At 70.6% G+C, this 26,063-nt stretch carries 27 protein-coding genes; 20 read left to right on the top strand and 7 right to left on the bottom strand.

All coding sequences use genetic code 11. The features are described 5' to 3' along the window. The first annotated feature begins 437 nt into the window (after positions 1-437). The gene (locus AC07FN_RS01580; RefSeq protein ID WP_478393878.1) at positions 438-1,631 is read left to right on the top strand and encodes an MFS transporter; all 1,194 of its coding nucleotides are present in this window, start codon (positions 438-440) and stop codon (positions 1,629-1,631) included. Positions 1,632-1,832: 201 nt separating this feature from the next. On the opposite strand, the gene AC07FN_RS01575 is transcribed toward AC07FN_RS01580, so the two are convergent. Genes AC07FN_RS01575 through AC07FN_RS01555 form a run of 5 tightly spaced genes read right to left on the bottom strand, consistent with a single transcriptional unit; the run spans position 1,833 to position 5,915 of the window. Beyond that, positions 1,833-2,690 carry a Cof-type HAD-IIB family hydrolase gene (locus AC07FN_RS01575; RefSeq protein WP_478393835.1) on the bottom strand — a complete coding sequence of 286 codons (858 nt, stop codon included), beginning with the start codon at positions 2,688-2,690 and terminating at the stop codon, positions 1,833-1,835. A 23-nt stretch (positions 2,691-2,713) separates the two neighbouring features. After that, on the bottom strand, positions 2,714-3,646 hold the full coding sequence (locus tag AC07FN_RS01570; RefSeq protein WP_478393834.1) for a hypothetical protein: 933 nt from the start codon (positions 3,644-3,646) through the stop codon (positions 2,714-2,716). Next, on the bottom strand, positions 3,643-4,350 hold the full coding sequence (locus tag AC07FN_RS01565) for an SDR family oxidoreductase (protein WP_452611855.1): 708 nt from the start codon (positions 4,348-4,350) through the stop codon (positions 3,643-3,645). The genes AC07FN_RS01570 and AC07FN_RS01565 overlap by 4 nt, the downstream gene beginning before the upstream one ends. After that, positions 4,331-5,074, bottom strand: a complete 744-nt coding sequence (locus AC07FN_RS01560) for a phosphoribosylaminoimidazolesuccinocarboxamide synthase (protein ID WP_478393833.1) — start codon at positions 5,072-5,074, stop codon at positions 4,331-4,333. The genes AC07FN_RS01565 and AC07FN_RS01560 overlap by 20 nt, the downstream gene beginning before the upstream one ends. A 34-nt stretch (positions 5,075-5,108) precedes the next feature. After that, positions 5,109-5,915: an MTAP family purine nucleoside phosphorylase gene (locus AC07FN_RS01555; protein ID WP_165968501.1), complete on the bottom strand. Its 807-nt coding sequence runs from the start codon at positions 5,913-5,915 to the stop codon at positions 5,109-5,111. Between the two features lie 821 nt (positions 5,916-6,736). Between AC07FN_RS01555 and AC07FN_RS01550 the strand changes: the two genes are divergently transcribed. The 13 genes from AC07FN_RS01550 to AC07FN_RS01490 all read left to right on the top strand — a co-directional run bounded on the left by AC07FN_RS01550 (position 6,737) and on the right by AC07FN_RS01490 (position 20,729). Next, a complete protein-coding gene (locus AC07FN_RS01550; protein ID WP_478393832.1) occupies positions 6,737-7,741 on the top strand; it encodes a Gfo/Idh/MocA family protein in 1,005 nt (334 codons plus the stop codon). Positions 7,742-7,825: 84 nt separating this feature from the next. Then, on the top strand, positions 7,826-8,899 hold the full coding sequence (locus AC07FN_RS01545) for a hypothetical protein (RefSeq protein WP_478393831.1): 1,074 nt from the start codon (positions 7,826-7,828) through the stop codon (positions 8,897-8,899). Then, on the top strand, positions 8,899-9,528 hold the full coding sequence (locus AC07FN_RS01540; protein ID WP_478393877.1) for a DJ-1/PfpI family protein: 630 nt from the start codon (positions 8,899-8,901) through the stop codon (positions 9,526-9,528). The genes AC07FN_RS01545 and AC07FN_RS01540 overlap by 1 nt, the downstream gene beginning before the upstream one ends. Next, positions 9,525-10,271: an SDR family oxidoreductase gene (locus AC07FN_RS01535; RefSeq protein ID WP_478393830.1), complete on the top strand. Its 747-nt coding sequence runs from the start codon at positions 9,525-9,527 to the stop codon at positions 10,269-10,271. The genes AC07FN_RS01540 and AC07FN_RS01535 overlap by 4 nt, the downstream gene beginning before the upstream one ends. Further along, positions 10,268-10,690: a RidA family protein gene (locus tag AC07FN_RS01530; protein ID WP_478393829.1), complete on the top strand. Its 423-nt coding sequence runs from the start codon at positions 10,268-10,270 to the stop codon at positions 10,688-10,690. Before AC07FN_RS01535 ends, AC07FN_RS01530 begins: the two co-directional genes overlap by 4 nt. 8 nt (positions 10,691-10,698) lie before the next feature. Continuing rightward, positions 10,699-11,658: a carbohydrate kinase family protein gene (locus AC07FN_RS01525; protein WP_478393828.1), complete on the top strand. Its 960-nt coding sequence runs from the start codon at positions 10,699-10,701 to the stop codon at positions 11,656-11,658. Between the two features lie 287 nt (positions 11,659-11,945). After that, complete coding sequence (locus tag AC07FN_RS01520) at positions 11,946-13,388, top strand: phosphohexomutase domain-containing protein (protein ID WP_478393827.1); 1,443 nt, start codon at positions 11,946-11,948, stop codon at positions 13,386-13,388. A gap of 285 nt (positions 13,389-13,673) precedes the next feature. Further along, positions 13,674-14,483, top strand: a complete 810-nt coding sequence (locus AC07FN_RS01515; RefSeq protein WP_207954813.1) for an S-methyl-5'-thioadenosine phosphorylase — start codon at positions 13,674-13,676, stop codon at positions 14,481-14,483. Then, on the top strand, positions 14,480-16,954 hold the full coding sequence (locus AC07FN_RS01510) for an adenosylhomocysteinase (protein ID WP_478393826.1): 2,475 nt from the start codon (positions 14,480-14,482) through the stop codon (positions 16,952-16,954). The genes AC07FN_RS01515 and AC07FN_RS01510 overlap by 4 nt, the downstream gene beginning before the upstream one ends. Positions 16,955-16,977: 23 nt before the next feature. After that, a complete protein-coding gene (locus AC07FN_RS01505) occupies positions 16,978-17,697 on the top strand; it encodes a histidine phosphatase family protein (RefSeq protein ID WP_478393825.1) in 720 nt (239 codons plus the stop codon). A 34-nt stretch (positions 17,698-17,731) separates the two neighbouring features. After that, positions 17,732-18,451, top strand: coding sequence for an HAD family hydrolase (locus tag AC07FN_RS01500; RefSeq protein ID WP_478393824.1), 720 nt, complete (start codon positions 17,732-17,734; stop codon positions 18,449-18,451). Further along, the gene (locus tag AC07FN_RS01495) at positions 18,430-19,656 is read left to right on the top strand and encodes an adenosylhomocysteinase (protein WP_478393823.1); all 1,227 of its coding nucleotides are present in this window, start codon (positions 18,430-18,432) and stop codon (positions 19,654-19,656) included. The genes AC07FN_RS01500 and AC07FN_RS01495 overlap by 22 nt, the downstream gene beginning before the upstream one ends. Next, positions 19,653-20,729 (top strand): NAD(P)-dependent oxidoreductase, encoded by a 1,077-nt coding sequence (locus tag AC07FN_RS01490; RefSeq protein ID WP_478393822.1) that lies wholly within the window; start codon positions 19,653-19,655, stop codon positions 20,727-20,729. The genes AC07FN_RS01495 and AC07FN_RS01490 overlap by 4 nt, the downstream gene beginning before the upstream one ends. A gap of 184 nt (positions 20,730-20,913) precedes the next feature. On the opposite strand, the gene AC07FN_RS01485 is transcribed toward AC07FN_RS01490, so the two are convergent. Together AC07FN_RS01485 and AC07FN_RS01480 are read right to left on the bottom strand one after the other, a co-directional pair. Beyond that, complete coding sequence (locus AC07FN_RS01485) at positions 20,914-21,195, bottom strand: hypothetical protein (protein WP_478393821.1); 282 nt, start codon at positions 21,193-21,195, stop codon at positions 20,914-20,916. Between the two features lie 126 nt (positions 21,196-21,321). Then, the gene (locus AC07FN_RS01480; RefSeq protein WP_478393820.1) at positions 21,322-21,534 is read right to left on the bottom strand and encodes an HC3 family zinc finger protein; all 213 of its coding nucleotides are present in this window, start codon (positions 21,532-21,534) and stop codon (positions 21,322-21,324) included. 137 nt (positions 21,535-21,671) lie between these two features. Here AC07FN_RS01480 and AC07FN_RS01475 point away from each other — a divergent pair, with 137 nt between their 5' ends. The 6 genes from AC07FN_RS01475 to AC07FN_RS01450 all read left to right on the top strand — a co-directional run bounded on the left by AC07FN_RS01475 (position 21,672) and on the right by AC07FN_RS01450 (position 26,036). Beyond that, a complete protein-coding gene (locus tag AC07FN_RS01475) occupies positions 21,672-22,532 on the top strand; it encodes a helix-turn-helix domain-containing protein (protein WP_478393819.1) in 861 nt (286 codons plus the stop codon). A 3-nt stretch (positions 22,533-22,535) separates the two neighbouring features. Beyond that, complete coding sequence (locus AC07FN_RS01470; RefSeq protein ID WP_478393818.1) at positions 22,536-22,724, top strand: DUF397 domain-containing protein; 189 nt, start codon at positions 22,536-22,538, stop codon at positions 22,722-22,724. 136 nt (positions 22,725-22,860) lie between these two features. Further along, positions 22,861-23,259, top strand: coding sequence for a hypothetical protein (locus AC07FN_RS01465; protein WP_478393817.1), 399 nt, complete (start codon positions 22,861-22,863; stop codon positions 23,257-23,259). A 31-nt stretch (positions 23,260-23,290) separates the two neighbouring features. After that, entirely contained in the window at positions 23,291-23,806 is a 516-nt protein-coding gene (locus AC07FN_RS01460) for a DUF3558 family protein (protein ID WP_478393816.1), read from the top strand. Positions 23,807-23,932: 126 nt separating this feature from the next. Then, positions 23,933-25,204, top strand: a complete 1,272-nt coding sequence (locus tag AC07FN_RS01455; RefSeq protein WP_478393815.1) for a hypothetical protein — start codon at positions 23,933-23,935, stop codon at positions 25,202-25,204. Between the two features lie 16 nt (positions 25,205-25,220). Then, positions 25,221-26,036 (top strand): ESX secretion-associated protein EspG, encoded by an 816-nt coding sequence (locus AC07FN_RS01450; protein ID WP_478393814.1) that lies wholly within the window; start codon positions 25,221-25,223, stop codon positions 26,034-26,036. Positions 26,037-26,063 lie beyond the last annotated feature (27 nt).

The raw sequence follows: 26,063 nt of genomic DNA, 5'->3' as shown, positions 1-26,063 counted from the left end.
GCCGTCGGGGCGAGCGGAATTTTCAGACGCCCCACACCGAAGCCGAAAGGGCGTACACCGATGTGCGTCAATCGCCAGAACGTGTGGCGCGAAGGGCCGAATCGACGTATAAGGGCGCTTTTGGAATATTCCCGGTAAAGACCACTGAGACAGCACTATTCGCAGGTCATCAAGGCTGAATCGGCCAGCGGAACGCGCCCGGGCAGAGATGATCACATTTCGCGAGAGGCCGCCGGAAACCTCGCCCGCTCCCTCGCGCGCGACTAGGATCTCCACCGGGTCGCCAACGTCGGCGAAATCTCCGCCGGTACGCTCACCCCTGACTGATCCGTCACCTAGGCAGGAACGGGCGAGAACACGACAAGGCCGCCGACCGGAGCGCCGGTCGTTTCCCGCCGCCGATCTCGCAGGAGGTAGAAACAGTGCAGTACGTGACCATGCTTCGGCAGAAGTATGTCGCTCACCTGCTCGGATCAAGCATTGTCGGCAGATTGCCGAACGGAATGGCTCCGATCGCGATCGCCATCCATCTCCGGCAGCAGCAGGCCGGTTACGAGGTCGCCGGCCTTTTCACCGCGATTTACGCCTTGAGCACCGCGGGCGGTTCTCCACTGCTCGGCAGACTCGTCGACCGGTTCGGCCAACCGATTGTCATGCTCATTTCCGCCGCCGGCTCGGCGATCGGTTTCTTCGGGGCCGCGTTCCTCCCCGTCGACGACTATTTGCCGCTCGGCGCCTCGGTGGTGCTGGCGGGCGCCCTCACCCCGCCGCTGGAGGCGTGCCTGCGCAGCCTGTGGGCGGACATCCTGCCCAAGGAACAGCTCGAAGCCGGCTACGCGCTGGACTCCTCCACCCAGCAGGTCATCTTCATCAGCGGCCCCCTGCTGGTGGCCGGCGGCATCGCCATCGCCCCCTCCGCCTACGTCGTGCTGGCGACCGGGATGTTCGGCCTGATCGGCGTGGTGGTCTTCTGCCTCGCCCCGCCGGTCTGGCGCTGGCGCCCGGTGCACGCCGAACGGCACTGGCTCGGCCCGCTCCGCTCGCCGCTGCTGACGGTCGTGCTGATGTGCAACTGCGGCGTCGGCGCGGCCATGGGGGCGTTCAGCATCCTCGCCGTCGCCTACTCCGAGCACGTGTCCCTGCCCAGCATGAACGGCGTGCTGCTGAGCGCGAACGCGGTCGGCGCGATGATCGGCGGCATCGTCTACGGGGCCCGGGTGTGGAAGAGCCGGGACAGCAAGCGGCTCCTGGTGCTGCTCGGCACGCTGGCCGCGCTGTACCTGCCGCTGATGCTGACGCCCGGCGCCATCGCGATGACCGTCCTCGCCTTCACCGGCGGGCTCTTCCTCGCCCCGGCCCTCACCTGTTCGTACGTGCTGGTGGGCCGGATCTGCCCGCCGGGCACCGTCACGGAAGCGTTCGCCTGGCTGGTGACGATCTTCCTGGTCGGCAACGCGGCGGGCGCGGCGACGGCGGGCGCGGCGGTGAGCTCGCTGCCGATCAACTTCGCCTTCGGTGCCATGGCGTTGTTCGCGCTGGTCGGGTTCGTGATCTACGTCGTCGGCCTGCGGCTGATTGGCTCCGAATCATCAAGCACCCCAACGGAATCCGAGCAGTCGACCGCCCGCTGAGGCGGCCGGTCCCCGCAAGTTCCATTGAAATTGCGGGTCCAATTTCAATGGAACTTGCGGATCACCGGCGTGTCGCACCCCGACACGCCGGTGCCTGTGGATAACTCCCCGCAAGTTCAATGGACATCGGGCCTTCGATTTCAATGGAAATTGCGGTGGATCCGGGCCACGGCGTCGGTCGGCCTGACCCGACGAACCCCGTCACATCCATGACAGCCGTTGGGGCGGCGGGGGCCGCTCGTGCGCGTCGGCGCGGGCGGCCCTCCGCTGCTCGACCACCGCGTCCAGCAGCGTCGCGACTCCGTGCTCCTCGTTGGTCGGGATGACGAGGTCGGCCGCCGCGAGCACGGAATCCGCCGCGTTGGCCACCGCGACCGCGAGGCCGCCGCGGCCCAGCATCGGCAGGTCGTTGGGCATGTCGCCGACGCACGCGACGCGGCTGAGCTCCACCTGCAGCGCGTCGGCGATCAGCTCGACCGCCACGCCCTTGTCCGCCGACCGGTGCGAGACCTCCAGGAAGCGCGTCGTCGAGTAGGTGACGGCGAAACCGCCGCCCAGCAGCTCCGCCGTCGCGGTCGCCAGCTCACCCGCCGACCGGTGCGGGTGGGCGACCAGCAGCTTGAGCACCCGCCCGCCGCGCACCAGGTCCGGCACGGACCCGGCACCCAGCTGATCGCGCCAGTTGCTCGCGAGGTCGGCCGGGAAGTCCGGATCCAGCGCCAGTTCCTCGGCGCTGACCGCGCCGATGGAGACCGACCCGATCCCCGCCCGCAGCCGTTCGACGGCCCAGGCCGCGCTGGTCTCGGTCAGCACCTGCTCGTACCGGATCTCCCCGCGCTCGTCGCTGATCAGGGCGCCGTTGCTCGCGGCGGTGAAGCCGCGCAGCCCCGCCCGGGCCAGCATCGAGATCGTCTCGCGGAAGGGACGGCCGGTGATGAAGGCGACGTGGACGCCGTGCTCCTGCGCGCGCCGGACAGCCGCCCGGACGCGGTCGCCGAGCTCGCCGTCGCCGGTGAGCAGCGTGCCGTCCAGGTCGGTCGCGACGAGATCGATGGGCACCGGCACCCCCGCCGAGCCCGCCGTCACCAGTCGCTCACGATCAGCGGTTCCCGCGGGTAGACGTGCAGGGCCGTGAGGTGGAACCCGTCGAGGAGCGCGTCCACGTCGGCGACCCCGGTGCGGCGAGCCGTCGCCGTCTCCGCCGCGACCGTGATCCACAGCCAGCCGGAGTCGTAATCCGCCTTGGCGGGCCCCGATCCCGGCACCGTCACCGTCGCGAGGAGGTCCGGCGTGTCGAGCAGGTCCAGCGCCACCACGCCGCCCGCCGCCACGTCGAGCCGCACCGGGCTGGTGAAGCTGACGACGGTGTTCCGGGTGGAGCCCGCCGGGGCGAACCGGACCGAGACGTGCTCCCCGTCGTCGTGCACGAGCGGCTCGCCGCCTTCCGGCAGTTGCGGTTCCTCGTCGGAAAGCCTGCGCAGCTCCTTGGTGAGGCGCTGAACCACCTGCCGCTTGCCGGCGATCGCACTGCGCACGGCGGATCTGCTCGCACAGCGCTCCAGCACGGCGAGTTCCGCGTCCACCTCCACGCGGAACCGCCGGCCCGCGTACTCGCAGCAGATCGCGTCGAGCACGTCGGCGGCCAGCGCGTCGGCCGCGCTGGCGAGGGGACCGCTCGGGTAGGGCGACGGCGCGATCGCCAGCCCGGACAGGACCGCGCGCCCGGCCCGCATGCTCAGCGCCACGGACTCCTCGTCGACCGCGGCTCCGCGGCCGCGGAGCGCGTCGATGGCGTCGCCCTCCCACGGCCGGTGGCGGCCTCCCGATCGCCCCCACCTGGCCGCGAGCTCGACGACCGCGCCGATCAGCGCGGGATCGGCCTCGGTCAGCAGCGCGGCGCGGCGGGAGATCGCGTCGATGTCCTCGCGGGCCCAGGTCCGGGGATCCGGGCCCACGCCTGTCCCGGGGCGGCGCACACCACCGCCTCCGCTCGATCCGATGTCCACTGTGGTCACACCGCCTGGAGTCGGTCGATGCCGCTGACGGTGGGCGCGGCCAATGCGGACGGACGGCACTCCAGCTCGCCGATCACCGTGTCCGACGGCACGCAGGCGGCCTGCCAGACCACTTCCGCCACGGACTCCACCGTCATCTTCAGCTTCGAGCGGTCGTCGTCCTCGTTGGCGATCGCACCCGGGCTGATCAGCGTGGTTCGCACGCCGTTCGGCCGCTCCTCCAGCAGCAGCGACTCGCACACCGCCTTCATCGCCGCCTTCGCCGCGCTGTAGGAGACGCCGCCCTCGAAGTACCGCGTGCCCGCGTGGCTGCCCATCAGCACGATGCTGCCGTTCGTGCGGCGCAGCGCCGGCAACGCCGCCTGCACGAGGGCGAGCACGGAGGTGAGGTTCACCGTGAGCGCCTGCGACCAGCGGGCGAGGTCGAGCTCGGCGACCGTGGCGAAGTAGCGGTCCACGGCGTTGGCGACCACCAGGTCCAGGTCGCCTTCCGCCTCGACCACCTCGGCGACGCGGTCCCGCACCGCATCGACGTCCGCCAGGTCGCACGGCAGCGACCGCGGGCCCGGGGCCGGACGCCTGCTCAGCGTCCACACCCGCACGCCGGCCCGCGTCAGGCGCTCCGCGATCGCCTTGCCCGTGCCGCGGTTGGCGCCGGTCACCAGCGCGACGCGGGGCAGGCGGTCAGCGCGCGTCTCGGACATGCGCGATCAACTCCCGCCAGCGTTGCGTGATCACGTCGGCGCCGTCGCCCGCGCGGAAGAGGTCCTTGTCCAGCGCGTTGCCGTGCTGGTCGCGAACCCGCATGCAGTCCGGCGACACCTCGGAGATCACCGTGGGCTCGCCGTCGGTGTCGACCGCGACCACGAGGCAGAAGTCCCAGAGGTCCAGCGGCGCCATCCAGCGCCGCAGCGCGGCGTTGGTCCGCAGGGCCAGGTCGTGGAACGCCGCGACGGGAACCCCGGCCGCCCGCAGGTAGTCCTCGCCGATGGGCTGGTCCTCCGGGTCGATGCGGAAGTCGAACTTCACCACCGGCGGCTCGAACCGGTGCCCCTCGGCGAACAGGCCGGGGTACTTCCTGGTGGTCGATCCAGTGGCCACGTTCTTGACGATGACCTCGAACGGCGGCGCCGGGCGGTAGTCCGCCAGGTAGCCGATCGGGCCGGTGCGGCGCCGGAAAGCCGTCCGCACGCCGGCTTCCGCCAACTGCTGCGCCGCCAGCTCGTAGAAGTCCATCCGCAGCGAACCGGTCGACTCGATCAGCTCGTCCCGGTCGTAGGTGAAGCTGCGCAGGCTCGGCACCAGCTCGATGAGGCAGGCGTCCTCGCCGATCCGCCAGACCCGCTTGCTGCGCCCGACGACGTCCGGCTCCCGGGCCTGGACCTCCGCGAGGTCCTCGACTGCCACGTCATGCACTGAGTCGCCCATTCGTCCTCTCCTCGTCGATCGCGCCGTGCCGGGCTCAGGCACGCACCCAGCAGCCGTCCAGAGCCGAGCGGCATCCGCAGGAGGGGTCGTCCCGGAGCGCTTGCGTCACGGTGCGGACCACCGGCTCGACGCGGTGGAGGTTGCGCTGGAACTGCGCCACGACGTCGACGTGCTTCACCGGCGCGTCGCCGCTTTCCGGGGCCAGGTCTTCGGAGATGACGCCGTAGTCGGTGCAGTAGGAGAGGTTGACGTAGCAGAGCTCCAGCTCGCGTGCGAGCGACGCCTCGGTGGACTGCGTCATGTTGATGACGTCGGCTCCCCAGTTGCGGTACATGCGGCTCTCGGCCTTGGTCTGGAACCGGGGGCCGTTGATGACCGCGGCCGTGGCGCGCGGGTGCACGACCTCGTCGGTGTCCTTCAGCGCCTCGATGGCCTGCCGGCGCAGCCGCTCGCAGTACGGGTGCGCGGCGTCGGCGTGGGCGCCGCCGGGCTCGTCGAAGATCGTCCAGTTGCGGCCCCAGGTGAGGTCGATGAGCTGGTCGATCAGCACGAAGTGGCCCTTGCCCACCTCCGGCGAGAGGCTGCCGATGACGTTGAAGCCGAGGATCTGCTGCGCGCCGAGGTCGTGCAGCGCGGCGAGGTTCGCCGGGTACGGGACCCGGTGCGGCAGGTACTCGTGGTTGCGCCCGTGCCGGGGCAGGAAGCCGATCGTCTTCCCGGCCCATTCCGTGATGGTGATCGGGGCGCTCGGGTCGCCGTACTTCGTCGTCGCGGTCACCTGCTCCGACTGGTCGAAGAACTTGTAGAACCCGGTCCCACCGATGATTCCGATGTCAATCACATTCACTCCTGTCTCGAATGGGAGGGGCGGCGCAGGCCGTCGGCGCACGCCGCCGAACCGAACATCACGCGTATTTCCGGAAGCCGGGCACGGCTCCGCGCGGCGGAGCGAAAACTCGTTGGACCGATGGGCGCAGTTGGTCCAGTCCAGCATCTTTTTCAAATGCTACCGACACCGCATCCGATGTCAAGAAACTGTCCGTTCGCCACCACTGAGCCCGTTTAGCACACATTATCCGGCCATCCAGCAGAAGGCGGCCGAACGCCCGCTCGAAAGCCTGGCAGGATACCAACCGGGGACAAAAATCGCAGAGTGTCCCACATCATATTCAAGTGGCCGAATGGTGACCCTGCGGCACCGAAAGGCCCCCGGCACGCGGCCGAACAGGGGCGTCGCCACCGGAACGGCCGCAGGCCGCGACCGCGAAGGGTGTTCGCCGAATTCGCGTCGCGGGCGTGCACGCCGCGTTAACCCCGCGGCCGGGCACGCCCCGCACGACGGCAAACGGCGTCCCGTTCGACCGAACTGGACGATCGCGAATGCCGCCATCACCAGTTCCGGGAAGTGCGGGAAAAACACCACTCCTTCGGCGGGGCCGAGCACCGCATTTGCCCAAACCTGGTAGGACCCCGGCTCCCTTGCGGCCGGTGGGCACCGGTGATAACTTCAAACAAAAGTGCGGAAATGTGCACTGGTTATCGTTCTCGAATGGGAACAAACATTCTTGCAGTTCGACCGCGCGGGCTCGCGACGCTTTTTCCCATCGCCGCAGCCCATTTCTCATGCGGCCGCTGCGCCGGCGTTGCAGAAGGAGAGTTCACGTGCGTTTCCTCGTGGCCGGAGCGGGATTCGGGCAGCAGCACCTCGAATGGCTCGACAGATGCGCCGCCGATGTGCGCGTGCTCGGCTACCACTCCAACCGCGCACGCGCCGAGGAATTGGCCGCCCGGTACGGGATCGGCACGGTCACGACCGACGTGGTGGGCGCGATCACCGACGGCGGGGTGGACGCCGCGGTGATCTCGTCGCCGCCCGACACGCACGAGGAGCTGGCGGCAGCCGCGCTCGACAGCGGCTTGGCGGTGATCACGGACAAGCCGCTCGCCCACGACGTCGCCGCGGCCGCCCGGCTGGCCGGCCACCCGAGCGCGCAGCGGGCCGCCGTCGTCTTCCAGTGGCGCATCAACCCCGCGCTGCGGGAACTGCGGCGCCTCCTGCAGGCTGGCGAGTTCGGCGAGGTGCACCACGTGGAACTCACCTTCCACCACGACTTCCTGGCCGGCCCGGAGACAGCCTTCCCGTGGCGCCACCGGCGCGAGCACGCGGGCGCGGGCGCACTGGCCGACCAGGGCGTGCACCTCTTCGACGTCCTCCGCTGGATCGCGCCGGGAGACTGGCAGGTCACCGGAGCGCGGACGGCGGTGGCGTGCAAGGAGCGCCGCGGGCCGACCGGGCCGGTGCAGTGCGAGACGGAGGACGTCGCCGACGTCTGGCTCGCCGACGCGGGCGACCGGCACGCGCGGGTGTTCGTCTCCCGGATCGCCGCCGGGCGCCGGTGCTTCCAGGTGATCGTGCAGGCCGCGCGCGCCGTCCTGGTGGTCGAGGCCTCCCCCGACGACGGCAGCGCACGGCTGCTGGTGAGCACCGTGGGCACGGCCGGTCCCGTCGTCACGGCGTTCCCGGCGCACGACATGAACCCGTATCCGGCCATCCTCGACCGACTGTCCGAAGTGGACGGCCAGCACGCCGGGCTGATCGCCGGATTCGACGATGCCCTTGTCGCCCAACAGCTCCTGCACCAGGCGCTCGCGCACGGCGAGAGGTGAAACGAATGGTCGCCGGCCGACCGGGCGCACCGCGCCCGGCGGCCGGCGACCGGTAATCGCACGACAGTTGAAGACAGGAGAGAAATGACCGCCAAGCTACGACTGGCCGTGGCAGGTGTCGGCAACAACATCTCCGCGCTGTTCCAGGGCGCCCAGCTCTACGCGAAGCTGGCCGCCCAGGGCGTGCCGGAGTCGGAGTTCCCGGGGATCAAGCGCGCCCGCATCGGTGGCCTCGGGGTGAGCGACATCGAGTTCGTGGCCGCGTTCGACCTGCACCCCAACAAGGTCGGCAAGCCGTTCGCCGAGGCCGTCCTGGCCGAGCCGAACAACTACCCGCGCCTCGAAGTCGACCTGCCCGACCCGAAGTTCGAGGTCACCGCCGGCCTCGCGGAGGCGGACGCCGACCCGGAGTCCGAGGTGTTCCGGCGGATCGTCACCGAGCTGCGCGAGAGCGACGCCGAGGTGCTGCTCTACTCGCTGCCGACCGGGCTGCAGTGGGCGGCCGACGCGTACGCGAAGGCGGCGCTGGAGGCCAAGGTCGCGTTCGTCAACTGCACGCCGGAGATCGTCGCGCGGTCGCCCGAGATGCTCACCGCCTACGAGTCCGCCGGCGTCCCGCTCGTCGGCGACGACCTCGCCAGCCACTTCGGCACGTCGGTGGTGCACCGGGCGCTGCTCGGGCTGATCGCCGAGCGCGGCCTCACCCTGGCCAGCTCCTACCAGCTGAACTTCGGCGGCAACGAGGACTTCCGCAACCTGCGCGACCACGGCGCGAGCAAGCGGGATTCCAAGATCAACGCGCTGGCCCAGGACAACATCAGCCCGGACAAGATCGAGGTCATCCCGTCCGCCGGGTACATCGGGCACCTCAAGGACCACAAGGTGGCCGTGCTGAACATCGAGGGCCTCGGGTGGGCGGGCACGCCGATTTCGCTGGACCTGAAGCTGCAGGTGCAGGACTCCAGCAACGCGGCCGGGGTGATCATCGACCTGATCCGCGTCGCCGCCGCGAGCCGCCGCGCCGAGCTGCCCGGGTTCCCGGTGGCCGCGGTGCGGGTGCTGAAGTCCCCGGCCGGTGGGCACCCGAGCTACACGCCGGACATGGTCGAAGAGGGCTTCCGCAAGCTCGAAGCCGCCGACGTGGCGACCGGTCGGTGATGCGGTCCGCCGACGGAGCGCACCCGGCCCGGATCGCGGTTCTGGCCTACCCCGGCGTGAACGAGCTGGACCTGTTCGGCGCGTACGCGGTGCTGGCCAAGGCCGCGAGCGTCGCGCCGGACGAGCTGGAGGTTCGGCTGGCCGGCCCGGTCCCGCACCTCAGCACGTCCGGCGGCGTGCCGATCGGGGTGGCAGCGGATCTGCGCTACTTCACCGCTGCCGACGCGGTCGTGATCCCGGGCGGTCGCGGGGCGGCCGATGCGGCGCTGGACGAGGAACTGCTGGCCGCTCTCCGCGATGCGAGCGCCGCCGGAACGCCGGTCTACGGCGTGTGTTCCGGCGCGCTGCTGATCGCCGCGGCCGGTACCGCCCGGGGCCGCACGATCGCCGTGCACCACGCGAAGCGCGGGGCGCTCGCCCCCGGCTCGGTGGGCGTGGTGGCGGCCGGGCTGGTCCGGGACGGGCGGCTGTGCACCGTCGGCGGCGACCACCGCACCTCGGTGAAGTCCGTCGACCTCGCCTTTCAGCTGATCGATGACCTCGCGCCGCACCTGGTGGCGACGGTGTCGGAAGGAATGGAGATCGTGCCGGGACGCATCGCACGACCGGAGCTGCGGGGTTCGTCATGAGCGGCCGGGGGCGGGTGCTCGTCACCGGCGCGAGCCGCGGGATCGGCCGCGAGATCGCGATCGCCCTGGCCCGCACCGGCCACGACCTGATCCTGTGGGCGCGCAGCCGGGACGACCTCGGCGAGACCGCGGAGCTGGCGCGCGGCCACGGCGCGGCTGTGGTGGAGCAAGCGGTCGACGTCGGCGACCGGGACCAGGTCGAGACAGGGATCCGTTCCTGCGCAACGGGTTCCGAGGCGCTGACCGGGCTGGTGCTCAACGCCGGTGCCGGGGTGTGGCGGCCGCTGGCGGAGGTCCCGGCGCCGGAATGGTCCGCCGCACTGCGCACCAACCTCGACGGCGCCTTCCACGTCCTGCAGGCCGCGCTCCCGGCGCTGCGCCGGGCAGCGCACCCGCTGGTGGTGGGCGTGCTCTCGGACTCCGCGGTGCACCCGTTCCCCGACCGCGCGGCGTACTCGGCCGCGAAGGCGGGCACCCTCGCCCTGCTGGAAGTCGCCCGCCGGGAGCACCGCGCGGCCGGGCTGCGGATCAGCCTGGTGCTGCCGAGCCGGGTGGACACCCACTTCAGCGGGTCGCACGCGGACGCGCGGCCGGGCACCCGGGCGGGCGCGCTCTCCGCACGCGACGTCGCGCAGGTCGTCGACGGCCTGTTCGCGCTGCCCCCGCACGTCGAAGTCCGCGAAATCCGCTTGGCCGCAACGACATCCACGTACGGGCCCTACCCAGAAAGAGTTCCCGCATGACGCTGCAGAAGGACTTCCTGGTGCCCGAGGGGCACTCCAAGCCGATCGGCAACTACTCGCCGGGCATCGCCGTGCGCGTGCCCGCCGACGCCCGGTGGGTGTTCGTGACCGGGCAGGTGGCGACCGACGCGGACGGCGGGATCGTCGCGCCGGACGACGCGGGCAAGCAGACCGAGGTGGTCTTCGACCGGATCCGGGCGGTGCTGGCCGCCGCCGGCGGGGAGCTCGCCGACGTGGTCAGCCTGACCGTCTACCTCTCCGACGTGGCAGGAGACTTCGACCGCGTTTCCGCGGTCCGCAACGAGGTCCTCGCCGGGCTCTCCCCCACCAGCACGCTCGTCGAGGTCGCGCGGCTGGCCGAAACCGGGTGCCGCGTGGAGATCAGCGCCATCGCGATCGTGCCCGCGGGGAGGGGGTGAACCCCGCGATGCCCAGCCGGCTCGGCCCCGGAACACCGACCGGGGTAGCCTCCCCGGCGGCGGAGCTCGCCGACGTCGCGGGGCGCGCGCGGGTGCTGCTCGTCGGATCGCTGAACGTCGACACGATCCTGCTCGCCCAGAAGGAACCCGACGACGAGGGCGCCGTTCTCGTCACCGAGTCGATCACCTCCGTCGGCGGGCACGCCGGGAACTGCGCGTCGGCGTTCGCCGCGCTCGGCGTGCGGGCCGGCCTGGCCGCGGCCGTCGGGGCGGACGAGCACGGCGACTGGATCGTGGCCGACCTGGCCGAGCGGGGCGTGGACACCTCGCTCATCGTCCGGCACCCGGGCGCGTCGACGGGGCACGCGGTGATCCCGGTCTTCGACGAGAAGCACTACATGCTGCTGGTGCGCGGCGCGAACGAGCTGCTCACCGAGGCCCACCTCGGCGCGATCGACTTCGCCGGCTACGACGCCGTGGTGCTGTTCGACCCCAGCCGCGCGGCGTTGCAGGAGGCGGTGCGGCTCGCGCGCGCCGCGCCGCACCGGCCGCTGCTGTGCTGGAACCCGGGCGGCATCTACTCCCGGGATCCGGTCATCGCGGAGCTGCTGCCCGAGTGCGACGTGGTGCTGGCCAACCGGGACGAGTTCGGGCACCTCCAGCGGGCGCTGGAGGCCGCCGGGCGGGCGCGGGACGACCAGGACTTCGTCATCACCCTCGGCGACGACGGCTCCCGGCTGGTGCGCTCGGGCCGGCGCTGGGACTGCCCCTCGATACCGGTCGAGGTGGTGGACCCGACCGGCGCGGGCGACGCCTTCGCCGCGAGCTACGTGCTGGCGGCGCTGGCCGGGTTCGAGCCGGAACTCCGCCTCCGGCTGGGAAACCGGGCAGGCGCGCTGGCGGTGACCGCGCCAGGCGCCCGCGGCCACCTCGCCGCACTGTCCGAAGTGGTCGGTGCACTGACGTAAAGATGATTTCAGAATGGATTTGCGTGGCGGTGCGGGTGGCGGCCCCCCTGCGGGAGTTACAGACGCCGCCTGGACTGTGGGAGCCCCGACTTACGCATGACCAATACGCGGCATCGGGGACTGGCCTCGCCCAGTAGCCCAGAAGGGCGGGCACAGCCTGAGAACCCGCGACGGCGCAAGCTGCGAGGGTGGGCTAAGCGGCTGACGCCGCTTCAAAGACAAAGAACAGAACGACATTCGCAAACAGGCTCTCAAACCAGGCACACCTCCCCGTAGGAGAGAACCAGGTGAACCCCCCACTCGGACCGCGCCCCAGCGCCGACGGCTGGCGGGGCGTGATCGGCGACGAGTTCACCGCCGCGAACGCCGCCACCGTGGCCGCCTGCATCCTGCGGGTCATCCGGCAGGCGCAGCCCTGCGACGACCTGCTGATCGGATTCGACGGCCGCGAGCAGGGCGAAGCCGCGGCGAACGCGGTCGCCGCGGCGGCCCAAGCGCTCGGTGTGCGGCGCAACACCGTGGTGCCGCACCTGCCGACGCCCACCGCGACGCACGCGGTGCGCACCGGCGCCGCGGACGCCGCCCTGCTGATCACGGCCAGCCACAACCCGCCGAACTGGAACGGCGTCAAGGCGAAGGTCGCCCCGGGCGCGCCGCTGACCAGCGAGGCCGAGCGCCGCGTGGTCGAGCTGCTCAGCGGGCCCGAGGACCCGAGCCCACCGCCCGGCGACGCGCGCGCGACGACGACGTGGAAGCCGGCCGCCGACCTCACCGATCCGCACGTGGCGGCCGCGGCTGCCCTGACGCGCGAGCCTGCCCGCCGGCGGCTGCGCGTCGTCGTGGACGGCCTGCACGGCGTCGCGGGCACTCCGATGGCGAAGCTGTGCACGGCGCTGGGCTGGCAGCCGATTCCCGTTGGCTGCCAACCGATGCCGGACTTCGGCGGGTTGATCCCGGACCCGTCCTCGCCCGCCAGCCGGACCCGCGCGGCGCGGGAAGTCCTCGCCTCGGGCGCGGATCTCGGGATCGTCCTGGACGGCGACGGGGACCGGATGTACGTGCTGGACGAGCGCGGCGATTCGGTGCTGCCGCACGAATTGTTCGCGCTGCTGCTGGAACATCGCGGCCCGGACGAGCCGACCGGTGCGGCGCGCCGGGTCGCGATCACCGTCGCCACCGGCACGATCGTGCACCGGGTCGCCGAGCGCCTCGGCTACGAGATCGACGAACACCCGATCGGCTTCAAACACCTCTCGCCGCTGCTCGCGCAGGGGCTCGCCGCGGCGGCCTGCGGCGGCGTCGGCGACCTGGGCTTCGCCGAGCACGGCCTCGACCGCGATCCGTTCGCCGCCGTCGCCGCGCTCGCCGACGTCCTGCACCGCACCCGGGCGCCGCTGTCCGTGCTGGTCGACGACGTGCGCACGCGCAACGGCGCGCTGCGCTGGTTCGAGACCCGCGTGCCGGGATCGGCCGGTCCGGACCGGCTGCGGGCGATCGGCGTCCGGGCGCTCGCCGAGGTCCTCGGCACCCGGCCGCAGCGGATCACCGAGGTGGACGGCATCAAGTGCTGGCTCGGGAACGGGCAGTGGTTCCTGCTGCGCCCGTCTTCGACTGAAGGGGGGATCCGGCTCTACGGCGAGCTGGCCGACACCCCGCAGGTCGCCGCACAACTCGACAAGCTCACCGGGATGGTCCGCGCCGACATCGGCGCGGGCCCCCACCGCAAGTGAACGTGCCGCCAGTGAGAGGCCTGCTTCCAAACTCATCCTGCGTGGCGGTGCGGGTAGCGGAACCTCAGACGCCGCCTGGCTGTGGGATCCCCGACTTACGCATGACCAATACGCGGCATCGGGGCTGTCCTCGCCGAGAGCCCCTTCGGGCGGACACAGTCTGAGAACCCGCTGCGGTGCCAGCTGCGTACGTGGGCTAAGCGGCTTCGCCGCTTCAAAGAACAAACCCTCCCTACCACACCCGACTGTGCCACTTCCAAAACAGCCTCTGTGAGGAGACACATCATGGAAAACGCATCGATCGCCCTCATCGGTGGAACCGGCTTCTACCGGTTCCTGGACGACAGCACGGACGTCGAAGTCGACACGCCCTACGGCAAGCCGAGCGCGCCGATCAGCATCGCCGAGGTCGCCGGGCGGCGCGTGGCGTTCCTCCCCAGGCACGGCCGCAACCACGACTTCCTGCCCTCAGAGCTGCCGTACCGCGCCAACCTGTGGGCGCTCAAGCAGCTCGGCGTCCGCCAGGTCGTCGCCTTCAACACCGTCGGCAGCCTGCAGCGCGAGTACCGCAAGGGCGACTTCGTGCTGGTCGACCAGTTCGTCGACCGCACCTGGGGCCGGCCGGACAGCTACTTCAGCGGCGGCGACACCTCCGCGCACATCAGCTCCGCCTACCCGTACTGCGAGCGGATGCGCGGCCTGGCCTACGAAACCCTCACCGGGCTGGGCACCCGGGTGCACCGCAACGGGACGGTGGTGGTGATCCAGGGGCCGAGGTTCTCCACCGCGGCCGAGAGCAAGTGGTTCAGCGGCCAGGGCTGGCACCTCGTGAACATGACCCAGTTCCCGGAGGTCGTGCTGGCCCGCGAGCTGGAGCTCTGCTACTCCAACGTCTCCTACATCACCGACTACGACGTCGCCGCCAAGGAAGTGGCCGGCGACGAGGAGTCCGACGTCGTCTCGCACGCGGGCGTGCTCAAGGCGTTCAACGCCAACTCCGAGCACGTCCTGGACATGGTCCGCGGCCTCGTGGGGGCCCTGCCGGAGGACGTCGACTGCGCGTGCAGGCACGCGCTGGACGGAGCGATCGTATGACCTGGGCGGTATCGCCGACCGATGCCGAGCTCGTCGCGCAGGGCGAGGAGGCGCTGCGCGCGGCGCGTTCGCAGATGCCCGTGCTCGACGGGCTGCAAGCCGATCTGCGCACCTCCCAGCCGCTGCGCGGGCACCGGATCAGCGGATGCGCGCACCTCACCAAGCAGACCGGCGTGCTGGTCGAGCTCCTCGCCGCGGCCGGCGCGGAGGTCGCCTGGACCGGCGGGAACGAGGTCTCCACCCAGGACGACGTGGCCGCGGCCCTCGCGAAGACGGGGGTGCGGGTGTTCGGCCGCCGCGGGATGACCCCGGAGGCGGTGCAGGAGGCCGTCGTCGAATGCGCCCGGGCGTTCGACGGCGGCCCCACCCTGGCGCTCGACAGCGGCGGGGCGATGTTGCGGGGCATCGTGCAGGACCCCGAGGCGTTCCCGAACCTGGTCGCCGCGACCGAGAAGACCTCCGAGGGAAGCCAGCTCCTGCGCGAGGAGCTGCGCCCGCAGCTGACCTTCCCGGTGGTGCTGGTCAACGATGTCGTGACCAAGTGGGAGGTGGACAACACCCACGGCACCGGCCAGTCCACACTGGACGGAATCCTGCGCGCGACCGGCACCTTCCTCGCCGGGAAGCGGTTCGTGGTGTGCGGGTACGGGCACGTCGGCCGCGGGCTAGCGCGGCGCGCCCGCGGCATGGGCGCCCGCGTGACGATCACCTGCCGCAGCGAGCTGACCGCGATCCGGGCCCGGCTCGACGGCTTCGACGTGCAGCCGATGGCCGTGGCCGCCCGGTCCGCCGACCTGGTGTGCACCGCGACCGGCCAGCCCGACGTCGTCACCGGCGAGCACCTCGACCTGCTGCCCGCCGGCGCGATCCTGTGCAACACCGGCCACTCGGTCGTCGAGATCAACCTGGCGGACCTGGCGAGGCGAACCGACTACGTGACGGACGTCGGACCGCACGTCCAGCGGCACTTCCTCACCAACGGCAGGCACGTGGACCTGCTCTCCGGCGGCGGGTTGGTCAACCTCGACGCCGCCGAGGGCAACCCGAGCGAGGCGATGGACCTGACCTTCGCCAACCAGGCGCTCGCGGTGCTGCACCTGGCCGCCAACGCCGGCGACCTCGCACCCGGCGTGCACGAGGTCGACCAGGAGCAGGACGAGGAGGTGGCGCGCCGGAAGCTCCGCCACCTCGGCGTCGGCTGGGACGCCGAGGTCGCCGCGCGGCCGCGCCCGCCGTACGGCTCGGCCCTGCGCTCGCCGCTGGACCACCAGAGCGGCAGCTCGCGCGGCGGCTACATCGGCGGCACGACGGCGTTCGCCCGGCTCGACCTCGCGGAGGGCTCGATGCCGGCGCTCGCCGCGCTGCGCCGGGACTTCAGCTCGTCGAAGCCGCTGGCGGGCCGGCGCCTGCTGATCGCGGGCCTGGTGACGGCCGGTTCGGCGGTCGCCGCGCACACCGCCCGGGCGATGGGCGCGAACGTCGTGTGGTGCGCGACGAGCGCCCGGCACTTCGACCGGGAGGTCGCCGACCACCTGCGCGAATCCGGTTGCGTGGTGCACGATCCGGCCGGGCCCGGCGGCGTCCGGTCGGCGATCCGGAGCTCGCTGGCGGCGTGGCGGCAAGGGCCGACGGCGCTGCTCGACGACGACGCGGTGCTGACCACCGCCATGCACGACGAGTTCGCCGAGTTCCCCGGGCCGCAGTTCGCCGTCGAGCGGACCACCCGCGGCGCGCAGCTGATCAAGAAACGGCCCTACCTGCGCTTCCCGGTGATCACCGCGGACCGGTCGACGGCCGAGGTGGTCGCCTCCGACTCGCACGCGAAAGGGCTGATCGACGTCATCGGCGTGGTCGGCGGCGAGCCCATCGCCGGGCAGGTGGTGGCGGTCGCCGGCTACGGCGCCGTGGGTTCCCGAGTCGCGGCCCGGGCCGGCGGGATCGGCGCGCGGGTGGTGGTGACCGAGGTCCGGCCGACCAGGGCGCTGATGGCGGTCCTCGACGGCTTCGACGTGCTCCCGCTGGAGGAGGCGGCCGGGATCGCCGACATCATCTGCACCACCACCGGTCGCGCCGACACGCTCCGCGAGGCGCACCTGGCGAAGATGCGCACCGGGGCGCTGGTGGTCGCCTCGGTCGCCCAGGAGGTCGACGCCGGCGCGCTGCACCGGACCGCAGCGAAGTGGCGGACCGGGGTGGCCGGCCTGCGGGTGGCGCACCTGACGCACGAGCGCGTCATCCGGATCGCCTTGCCCGACAAGGAGTTGTCGCACCCGCACGGCGAACCGACGCCGTACGGGGCGCAGGACATCTCGTTCGCCACGCAGCTCCACACGACCTACGAGGCGCTGCGCGAGCCGGCGGCCGCGCGCCCGTCCGTCGGCGCGATGCCCGGCCAGTCCGGGAACTACGCCCTGTCGGCGATCGCCTCGGCGATGCGGCTGCGCCTACGCGGCGACAACCCGCCCCGATGACCCCTACCGATGCGGAAGAAACCATGATCCCCCAACGCACTTCGCCGCCCGCTCCCGGCCGCCTCCTGCTCATCCGGCACGCCCAGACGCAATGCACCGTCGAGGGCAGGTTCTGCGGCGCGCACGACGCGACGCTGACCGCCACCGGCGAGACCATGGCGCGGCACCTGGCCGGTCATCCCGCGCTCGACGGCATCGACCTCGTCCTGAGCAGCCCCGCCACCCGGGCCAGGGCGACCGCCGAGCGGCTGACGCGCGGCACGGGAAAGTACGAAGTGGACGATCGACTGCGCGAATTGTCCTTCGGTTCCTGGGAGAGCAAGAAACCGTCCGATCTGCACGGCGACGAGCGCTACGAATCCTGGAAGCGCAATCCGGCGCTGCACTGCCCGCCGGGCGGCGAATCCGGCCTGGAGGTGGCGGCGCGAGTGGTCGCGGCCGTCCGCGACGCACTCGAACGGAGCGGCGAGGTGGCCGTGGTGACCCACAAGGCCCCGGTCCGGCTGGCCGCCTGCTTCCTGCTGGGCATCCCGCTGTCCCGCTACCGCGACCTGGCCGCGGCACCGGTCGGCTCGGTCACCGAGCTCACCTTCGACCGGGACCACGTGCGGCTGCGCGGGCTGGGCGACGTGTCCCACCTCCCACTCGAATGGCGTAGGAATCCGGACGGATCCGGCCCGGGCCCGGCACCTTCTGGTAGTAGCTCTCCCCGTGAACACCCCGCGCCAGAACACGTCCGCTGATTCCTCCGATGCCGCGCGTGGAAAGGAGAACGACTTGACGCGCTTCGCCGAGATCGACCACATCGTGTGGGACTGGAACGGCACGCTATTCGCCGACACCGCCGCGCTGATCGACGCGACGATCGACATCTTCGCCCGGGCGGGGCTACCGGCCGTCACGCGAGCCCGGTACCAGGAGCACCACACCCAGCCCATCCCGCTGTTCTACGACCGGCTCGCCGAGCGCGATCTCAGCGACGACGAGCAGCAGTGGCTGGCCCAGGCGTTCCAGGAGACCTACGTCCGCTACCGCCAGAACGTCGGCCTGCACCCGCAGGCCCGCGACGTCCTGCGGCAGTGCGCGGACGCGGGCTTCGCCCAATCGCTGCTTTCGATGTACCCGCACGAAAAACTGCTGCCGCTGGTGGAGACCGCGGAGATCACCGCGTTCTTCCGCCGGATCGACGGGTTGCGCACCGACGAGGCCGCGAAGAAGGCCCCGCACCTCCGGCGGCACCTGGCCGAGATCGGTGCGCGCTCGGAGCGCGTGCTCCTCGTCGGCGACAGCGTGGACGACGCGCTGGCCGCGCGGGAATGCGGCGCGCACTGCGTGCTGTACCACGCGGGCCGAGACGCGCTCCACTCCCGGGAGCACTTCGAGGCGCTGGACGTGCCGATCGCCGAAAACCTGCACGACGCCGTGACCGCGCTGCTGGGCAACCGACAGCCGGACCAAGACACCGGGAGGCCGACGTGGACCACCACGACACCGTGACCGTTCCCGACTCCGGCGGCGTCGCCGGCGAGATGGCGTGGATCCAGCGGAACTCCCCGCTGCTGGACTCCTACGTCCGGGGGCTGGTCGGCGACGGTTCCTTCCAGGGCCTGCGGGTGGCGGTCGCCCTGCACCTCGACCCGAAGACGGGGTTCCTGGCGACCGTCCTGCAAGACGCCGGGGCCGAGGTCGTGGTGGGCGGCAGCAACCCGCGCACCACCCGGGAAGACGTGGTGGAGCACCTCCGGCGGCGCGGGATCGAGACCGTGGGGCGGCGCGGCGAGCCGGTCGAGGACTGGCGCGCGGGCCTGCTGTCCATCGGCGACTCGGAACCGGACCTCATCCTCGACGACGGCGTCGAACTCGTGGTGCTGATGGCGGAGCACCAGCCGGAGAAGCTCGCCAAGGTGCGGGGAATCTGCGAGAAGACCACAACCGGAACCGTGCGGATGCGCGAGCTGGCGGAGGCGGGCACCGTCCGGCTCCCGCCTTCGCTGACCGTCGACGAAGCGCGCTGCAAGCACCTCTTCGACAACCGCCACTCCACGGGCCAGACCACCCTGCTGGCGATCTCCCGGCTCACCGGGATGCTCTTGACCGGCAAGCGGATCGCGATCATCGGCTACGGCTGGGTGGGCCGGGGCCTGGCGATCTACGCCCGGGCGCTGGGCGCGGCCGTGTCGGTCATCGAGATCGATCCGGTGAGCGCGCTGGAAGCGCACATGGACGGCATGGCCGTCGGCGACCACGCCACCTGCCTGCCGGGCGCGGACCTGGTGATCACGGCCACCGGCGTGGAGCACGTGCTCGCGGGCGCGGACTTCGACCTGCTCGACGACGGGGTCGTGCTCGCCAACGCCGGGCACAGCGACTTCGAGATCGACCTGCCCGGTCTCGCCGCGGCTGGCGCGGTCGGCGAGCCGGTGTCGGAGCACCTCACCTGCTACCGGCTGGGGGCGAAGCGGATCAACGTGCTCTGCGAGGGGGCCTTGGTGAACATCAGCGGCGGGGCGGGCAACCAGATCGAGGTCATCGACCTGACGTTCGCGGTGCAGGCGCTGGGCGCGCGGCTGCTCGCCAGGGGCGAGATCCCGCCGGGGGTGCATTCGCTGCCGCCCGAAGTCGACGACGCCATCGCCCGCGCGCGCCTCGCGAGCCTCGGCATCGCGATGCCCGGCGATGCGGAGGCGGTGACGCTGCGATGACCGACACGGCGATTGCGGTCCACCCCGACTGGCGGATCGAGCAGATGCCCGCGCTGCGCGAACTGCTCGCGCTGTGGGGCGGCGTGCCGATGCACGACCGCAAGGCCCTCGTGCTGGTCGATCCCGGCGGTGCCGACCTCGTTCTCGCGAGGGCGCTGGGCGAGCTGGGCTGCGAGGTGCACCTCGCCCACCGCAGCACCGCGGCCGGCGACGACGAGAACCTGCTGGGGCAGGCCGAAGCGGAGGCGCTGCTGCGGGGGTTCGCACCGGACCTGCTGTTCGACCACGACGGCTTCCTGACCCGGATCGCGCACCGCGCCGCGCCCGACGTCACCGGTGCGCTGCTCGGGGTGGTCAACCGGACCGATTCGGCGCCGTTGGACATCCGGCTGGAAGTCCCGGTGCTCGAAGCCCACCCGCCGCGGATGTTCGCGCTGCTCCACCTCGCGGAGGCGCGGCAGCGGGCCCTGTGGCAGGTCATGGCGTGCGCCGACCTGCAGCCGGCGGGCCGGCGCGTCGCGGTGGTCGGGTTCGGCGCGGTGGGCCGCATGGTGGCGGGCTACTGCACGGCGATGGGGATGCGGGTGGTGGTCGTGGAGCCCGACCCGGTCGAAGCGCTCGGCGCCCACTTCCAGGGCCACGAGGTCCGCTCCCGTGACGCGGCGGTCACCGAATCCTCGGTGGTGATCTTCACCGGCCGCCCGTCGCTGGCGGACATCACCTCGCTGCCGGACGGTTCCCTGGCGGCGGTGGTGGATCCGCGACTCGCCGAGCAGATAGTGCACGGCCTGGACGGGGTCTGCGCGACGCGCGCGCACATCCGCCCGGGCCTCACGGAATACGAGCTGGGCAGGGGAACCCGGATCTACTTCGCGGGAGACGGCACGGGACCGCCTGGTGTCGGAGAGCAGACGACGGAGGTCACCGAACTCCAGGTCGCGCTGGCGCTCCTGGGCGCGGACCACCTCCTCGCCGAGGGGCACGACCCGGGCCGGCACGAACTGCCGCGAGCGCTGGGAGACCGCGTAGCGGCAATGAAGCTGATGAGACTAGCGGAAACGCGAAGGCTCTGAGAACGGGAAAGCGCTGCGGCGACAGGGGATTTGGTCGGTGACCGGGCGCGTGGGTCGGGGGTGTGTCGCGCCCGGTCACCGGGTGGGCCGGTGCGGGTGGGGTCGGGGAGGTCACCGCACCGGCCCGGCTCGGGTCTCGTGAGCGCTGGTTCCGGTAAGAACCGGAGTGAGCGCTCACGAGCGTTCAGGCACGGAGGTGGTGCCGCCCAGTGGGCTCGTCGGGGTCCGCAGTGGGGAATCCCGTTGGTATGCCGGGAGGTTCTCGTTCCGCTCGAGGCTCTTCCGCCACACGGGTTTCGGCTTCGATGTCCGCTATGAGGTGCCAAACCGTGTAAGCACCTTCGCCATCTCCGGCATGCTGCCCTGTTGTGCAGAACGCGATCGACCGGGCAGGAAGCTGACCGGCGAGCATCGCCAGGATCAACAGGTTGAACAGGACGAACGTGCTGAGCTGGATCCAGAACATGAAGCTGGATTCCTTCCGTGATGCGGAGGTCGGGTTTCGGGTTGTCCGACTTTGCCTAAAATCGGGAACCTCTCCGCGTCACGGAACTGTCCAATTTCAGGCAAAATCGGGAGCCCTCCTGGCCGGTCAGGGGCGGGCGGTGAAGGTGTGACAGCAGCGCATGCAGGTGTCCTCGCGTATCCAGTCCACTTCGGAGCGATCGTGCAGCTCCGCCGCGTCCGCCTCCGCCCCGCAGAACGCCACCATCCGCACACCCGATGGAAATTTCGTTGCTGCGAACGGGAAAGCGTGGCGGCCTCCCGGGACCGGGCGCCAGACGTAGGTCAAGTAGTCGCTCATCAGACACTCCCCAGCTCGCCGCTACTCTTCGTTACATTGACAACGCAGAGCGTGTCAGCGTCGCGATCAACAAGCAACATGTCTGATTGGAAAATTTTCCAATCAGCCCGTATCGGGTGATCGGATACGGTGTGCGCATGGCCAAGCGCTCTTTGCCGACAGTTCGCAAGCGCCGCCTCGCGGCCACGTTGCGGAGCCTTCGCGAGCAAGCAGGAGTGACTCCCGAGCAGGTCATGCAGGAGATGGACTGGTCGCGGTCGAAGGTGTCCAAAGTAGAGACCGCGAACATCGGCGTTTCCGTGTCGGACGTCCGCGTGCTGTGCGATCTCTACCGAGCTGAAGCCGAAGTAGCCGAGTGGCTGACACAGACAGCTCGCGACGCACGGCGGCGCGGTTGGTGGGACGCCTACGACGAGGCCATGCCCACGAGTTTCGCCGACTACGTCGAGTTGGAGTCCGAGGCGACCCACGCCCACTACTTCGAGATCGACTTGATCCCCGGCTTGCTCCAAACGGAGGACTACGCGCTCGCCCTGATGGAAACGACTGCACCTCAGGAGGACAAGCAAACCATCCAGGCGCGGACGGAACTGCGGATGCGGCGACAAGAACGCTTGCATGCCGGGGAGCTGTCGCTCTGGGCGATCATCGATGAGTCCGCTCTCCTGCGCGGCACCGGGACTCCGGCAACCCGTCGCGCCCAACTACGCCATCTTCTGGACGCGATGGACATGCCGAACATCGTCCTGCAGATCCTGCCACTGCGGGCCGGAGCGCACGCCGCCAGCGGTTCCCCGTTCGGCCAACTCCACTTTCCCGGACCGATCCCGAGCGTCGTCTTCGTCGACAACGTCGCCGGCAGCCTCTATATCGAAGAACCAGATGAGGTCGCACGGTTTAGCACCGCATTCGATCACCTTCGAGCGACAGCCCTAGATGCGAGAGAATCTCGGAAGCTGCTCAACGCAGCCTTGAGGGCGGTCGATTCGGTGAGGTGACCAATGGATGCCATCGCACGCTGGCGTACCTCCAGTCGCAGCAACGGGCAGGGCGGGATGTGCGTTGAGGTAGGCGGTGGCCCCGGCATCGTCGGGGTTCGGGACTCCAAGGACCGGGATGGGGCCGTGCTCGTGTTCCCCCGGCAGCAGTGGGTGGCGTTCATCTCAGGGTTGCGGGATCGCCGCTGGTGAATTGGACCGTCCGGGCGGTTCGTGGAGGGCTTTTCACGAATGTTGCTCGGGCCTGGGCCTGGCTCTTGCACTCTCTGCGTTCGTGATCACACCACAGCGTGAGCAGTAATGATCACGAACGTGGAGGGGAGCTGCGTTGACCACGGGGATGGAAGGCTTCGCCGCAGGCGCGAGCGCGCTGATGGGCCAGGCCCAAGGCCTGTGCGCAGCAGTCGACAACGGCCAGCTCGTGATGGACCCGGAAGCGGCCGAGGCGGTTGCCAAGGTCTACGAGGAGAAGGCCGGGTTACTCAGAGAAAAGCGGTTGGACACCGACCGCCTTATCGCCAAGGGCGCGTTTGGAAACTGCTTCATCGGCCGCGACATGGACAAGAAGTTTGAGGACAAGGTCAACGCACCCGAGGTTGGTCTTGTCGCCGTCATGACGAAGATGGAGCAGATCCTGCGGAACATGGCGCAGGCCTACCGGGACTCTGCTCGGGACATGCAGAACACGGACGACGAGCACGCTCGCAACTTGGGACGAAACATCTGATCTGATGGTGGGTATGCGTACGACACGAATCGTGACAGCAACAGCCGGTGCCGCAACGGCCCTGATCCTGGCTGGTTGCTCTGATGGCGGCGGTGACGCCACGCCGACGAACCAACCCGAGTCTAAGAACGTTCTCGCAAGTGTGGACCCGTGCACGGTACTGACCACTAACGATCTCCAGGCGTTCGGCGTGGATGAAGCAGGCAAGCCTGTCGATCAAGGGGTCGGTGAACAGGGCTGCAGGTACAGCGCAGACGACTTTGCGTTCACGCTCTACAAGGGCGAGAAGGACAGCCTCTCGTACTGGGAGGGGCAGCGCAGCAAATTCGGGGTGTTCGAGCCCAACCAGGTCGGTTCGCGCCAAGGCATCAAGCAGGTCACCAAGGGCTCTGTCGGTCAGGGTATCTGCAATCAGGTGATCGAGGTCGGAAGCGGCTCCGTGACTGTTCAGGTCGGTTACAACGCCGACAAGATCAAGAGTGACGACGCAACGTGTGCGAAGGCGTTGGAGATCGCGCAGGTTGTTGAGCCGAAGTTGCCGAAGTAGGGCCTGTCGAGGGGGAACGACATGGGGAACTGGTTCACCGATGGAGCCAGGGAGTTAGGGGGCTCCGCCTCCGATCTGTGGGCCGGTATGACCGGTGGCGAGACGCGGGCTCAGGAACAGCAGCGGATGCGCCAGCAGCTCTCGACGGCCGTTGGGCAGAAGCAACGTGCGGACCTGGCTCAGCAGCAGCAGGGCCTACTGATCCAGGGCAACGACCCGGCGTCGATCAGTCAGCACGACAACTGGAACGACTGGGATCAGGCGCGGCTGGCCAACCAGCTCAAGCCGTCGTTGCAGACCGACCAGATCAATGCGTCCGGTCGTGCCTGGGTGACGCTCGGCGAGCAGATCGCCGAGATCTTCGCTGACCTGGACTCCCGGGCCCGCCAGGCCGCTGGTGACGGGATGCAGGGCAAGGCCGCCGAGGCCGGGCTGAACGCGGCGAAGCCGTTGCAGGACTGGGGGCAGCAGTTCGGCGACTCCGTGCGGGGGACCGGTCTGAAGATCCAGGAGGCCGGGGTCGCCGCCGGGCAGACCAAGGCGCAGTTGCAGCCTCCCGACGACTACAACGGCACCCGCACCGCGATCGGGACCATGATCACTCCGGCGGGCGGCATCATGGACGCCGGTGCTCAGATGCGCGAGCGCGAGGAAGCCAACAAGCAGGCCCGGCAGATCGTGCAGAACGTCTACACGCCCGGCTACACCGCCGTGGACTCAAGCACCCCGACGTTCGCGCCGCCGGTCGACCCGCTGAACCCTCCCCCGCCGCCCGACCAGGGTCGCGACACCCAAGGCATCTCCAGCAACACCCCGACCAGCACCGGCCGCACCAGCACGGGAATCGGCCACACACCGAACATCCCGAACGGCCCTGGGCCGTCCAACATGGACGCGCGCAGCATCGGCGACGGCTACCGCCCGCCCGCGCAAAGCGGCTCCCAGTGGGCGAATCCCCCCGCCCCGGCGATGCCCGGCCCCGGCCTGGCACCCACTCCGCCCGGTGCCCAACCGCCCGGTGGCGGTTTCATCGGCGCCATGCCGCCCGGCGGTGGCGGCGCAGGCGGGCCCGGCCTGGGCGCTCGCGGTGCCGGTGGCGTGGGCGGTCGCGGCGCAGGCGGCTTGGGTGCAGGCGGCGGTGTCGGTGGCCCCGGTTTGGGTGCCGGCGGCCGGGCCGGTGTCGGCGGGCTCGGTGTCGGAGCCGGAGCGGGCGCGACCGGTGCCGCCGGTGCGGCGGGTGCTCGCGGCGCGGCCGGTGGCGGCATGGGCGCGGGTGCCGGTCAACGCGGCAAGGGCAGCGAAGACCAGGAACACGAGCGGCCGAGCTGGCTCGAAGAACAAGACGACATCTGGCTCGACGACATGCCGAGGACAGCGCCGCCAGTCTTCGGCGAATAACACTGGGGGGTAACGCGTGTCAGAGCGATGGCTGCTGCCACCGCTGTGGTTCGACCTGTGCTGGGAAATCGGGAGATTCGACGAATACCCGTTCCCGATCGCGGTGCGCTCACACGGCGCGACGCTCGAAGAGCGCGCCGTGCTCCGCCAACGGGCGCTGCCCGAGCTGCAGGCCGCCGGCCTGCTCGCCGGCGAGGGCCTCGCCCCGCGCTTCGCTCAGGTGCTCGCCCAGCTCGCCAAGCCGGGCCTGTGGATCGAAGGGCTCTGGATGCCCGACGACACCACCGAATCCCCGGCCCGGTTGCTGGCAGTGGCCACCGAAGAAGGCGCGGTGCTGCTCGTCCAAGAGCCGGGCGAAACCGAGCAACACGGCGGTGACCTGCGAATCTCCGTGCATCCGAGGACCACTGTCGGCGCCGCGGCGGTCCAGGGCATGCCGCCGTCACCGCCCGGAAAACGCCCGCGCTTGGCTGTCCCGGTCGCAGATCTCGCGCCGCGCGACAACGCCGACGAAAGCTTCGAGAACGTCGACATGATGCAGTCCGCCGGTCCGAAGCGAGCCGCCCCGGCGGCCACGACGCTGCGCGCGATGACCGAAGAAAACCACCTCCGGGACGGCCAGTTCACCGCGAACCTTCGCGACCGGCTGGGCCGCACGCACCGATCCCAAGTGCTGAAGTGGTTCGACGCCTTCGAACCGGACGGCCGCTACGGCCTGACCCAACAACACCGCCCCGGCGTCGGCCCAGAACTCGTCCTCGCTCCACTGGGCCCGGCAGAACTCGGCGCGACCCTGGAAAACCGGATCGCCGAAGTCCGCGCCGTCGGTTGAAAGGCGCCTCCAGTCCTCGTGAGTGGT

The organism is Saccharopolyspora sp. NPDC045941, assembly GCF_056431445.1.
This window is presented reverse-complemented; position numbering and strand designations above follow the sequence as displayed.

Coding starts and splice junctions, on each gene's coding strand:
- AC07FN_RS01580 (WP_478393878.1), top strand. CDS start 438: ATGCTTCGGCAGAAGTATGTCGCTCACCTGCTCGGATCAAGCATTGTC.
- AC07FN_RS01560 (WP_478393833.1), bottom strand. CDS start 5,074: ATGGGCGACTCAGTGCATGACGTGGCAGTCGAGGACCTCGCGGAGGTC.
- AC07FN_RS01525 (WP_478393828.1), top strand. CDS start 10,699: ATGCCCAGCCGGCTCGGCCCCGGAACACCGACCGGGGTAGCCTCCCCG.
- AC07FN_RS01530 (WP_478393829.1), top strand. CDS start 10,268: ATGACGCTGCAGAAGGACTTCCTGGTGCCCGAGGGGCACTCCAAGCCG.
- AC07FN_RS01485 (WP_478393821.1), bottom strand. CDS start 21,195: ATGTTCTGGATCCAGCTCAGCACGTTCGTCCTGTTCAACCTGTTGATC.
- AC07FN_RS01475 (WP_478393819.1), top strand. CDS start 21,672: ATGGCCAAGCGCTCTTTGCCGACAGTTCGCAAGCGCCGCCTCGCGGCC.
- AC07FN_RS01510 (WP_478393826.1), top strand. CDS start 14,480: ATGACCTGGGCGGTATCGCCGACCGATGCCGAGCTCGTCGCGCAGGGC.
- AC07FN_RS01545 (WP_478393831.1), top strand. CDS start 7,826: ATGACCGCCAAGCTACGACTGGCCGTGGCAGGTGTCGGCAACAACATC.
- AC07FN_RS01565 (WP_452611855.1), bottom strand. CDS start 4,350: ATGTCCGAGACGCGCGCTGACCGCCTGCCCCGCGTCGCGCTGGTGACC.
- AC07FN_RS01515 (WP_207954813.1), top strand. CDS start 13,674: ATGGAAAACGCATCGATCGCCCTCATCGGTGGAACCGGCTTCTACCGG.
- AC07FN_RS01535 (WP_478393830.1), top strand. CDS start 9,525: ATGAGCGGCCGGGGGCGGGTGCTCGTCACCGGCGCGAGCCGCGGGATC.
- AC07FN_RS01455 (WP_478393815.1), top strand. CDS start 23,933: ATGCGCCAGCAGCTCTCGACGGCCGTTGGGCAGAAGCAACGTGCGGAC.
- AC07FN_RS01470 (WP_478393818.1), top strand. CDS start 22,536: ATGGATGCCATCGCACGCTGGCGTACCTCCAGTCGCAGCAACGGGCAG.
- AC07FN_RS01490 (WP_478393822.1), top strand. CDS start 19,653: ATGACCGACACGGCGATTGCGGTCCACCCCGACTGGCGGATCGAGCAG.
- AC07FN_RS01505 (WP_478393825.1), top strand. CDS start 16,978: ATGATCCCCCAACGCACTTCGCCGCCCGCTCCCGGCCGCCTCCTGCTC.
- AC07FN_RS01540 (WP_478393877.1), top strand. CDS start 8,899: ATGCGGTCCGCCGACGGAGCGCACCCGGCCCGGATCGCGGTTCTGGCC.
- AC07FN_RS01480 (WP_478393820.1), bottom strand. CDS start 21,534: ATGAGCGACTACTTGACCTACGTCTGGCGCCCGGTCCCGGGAGGCCGC.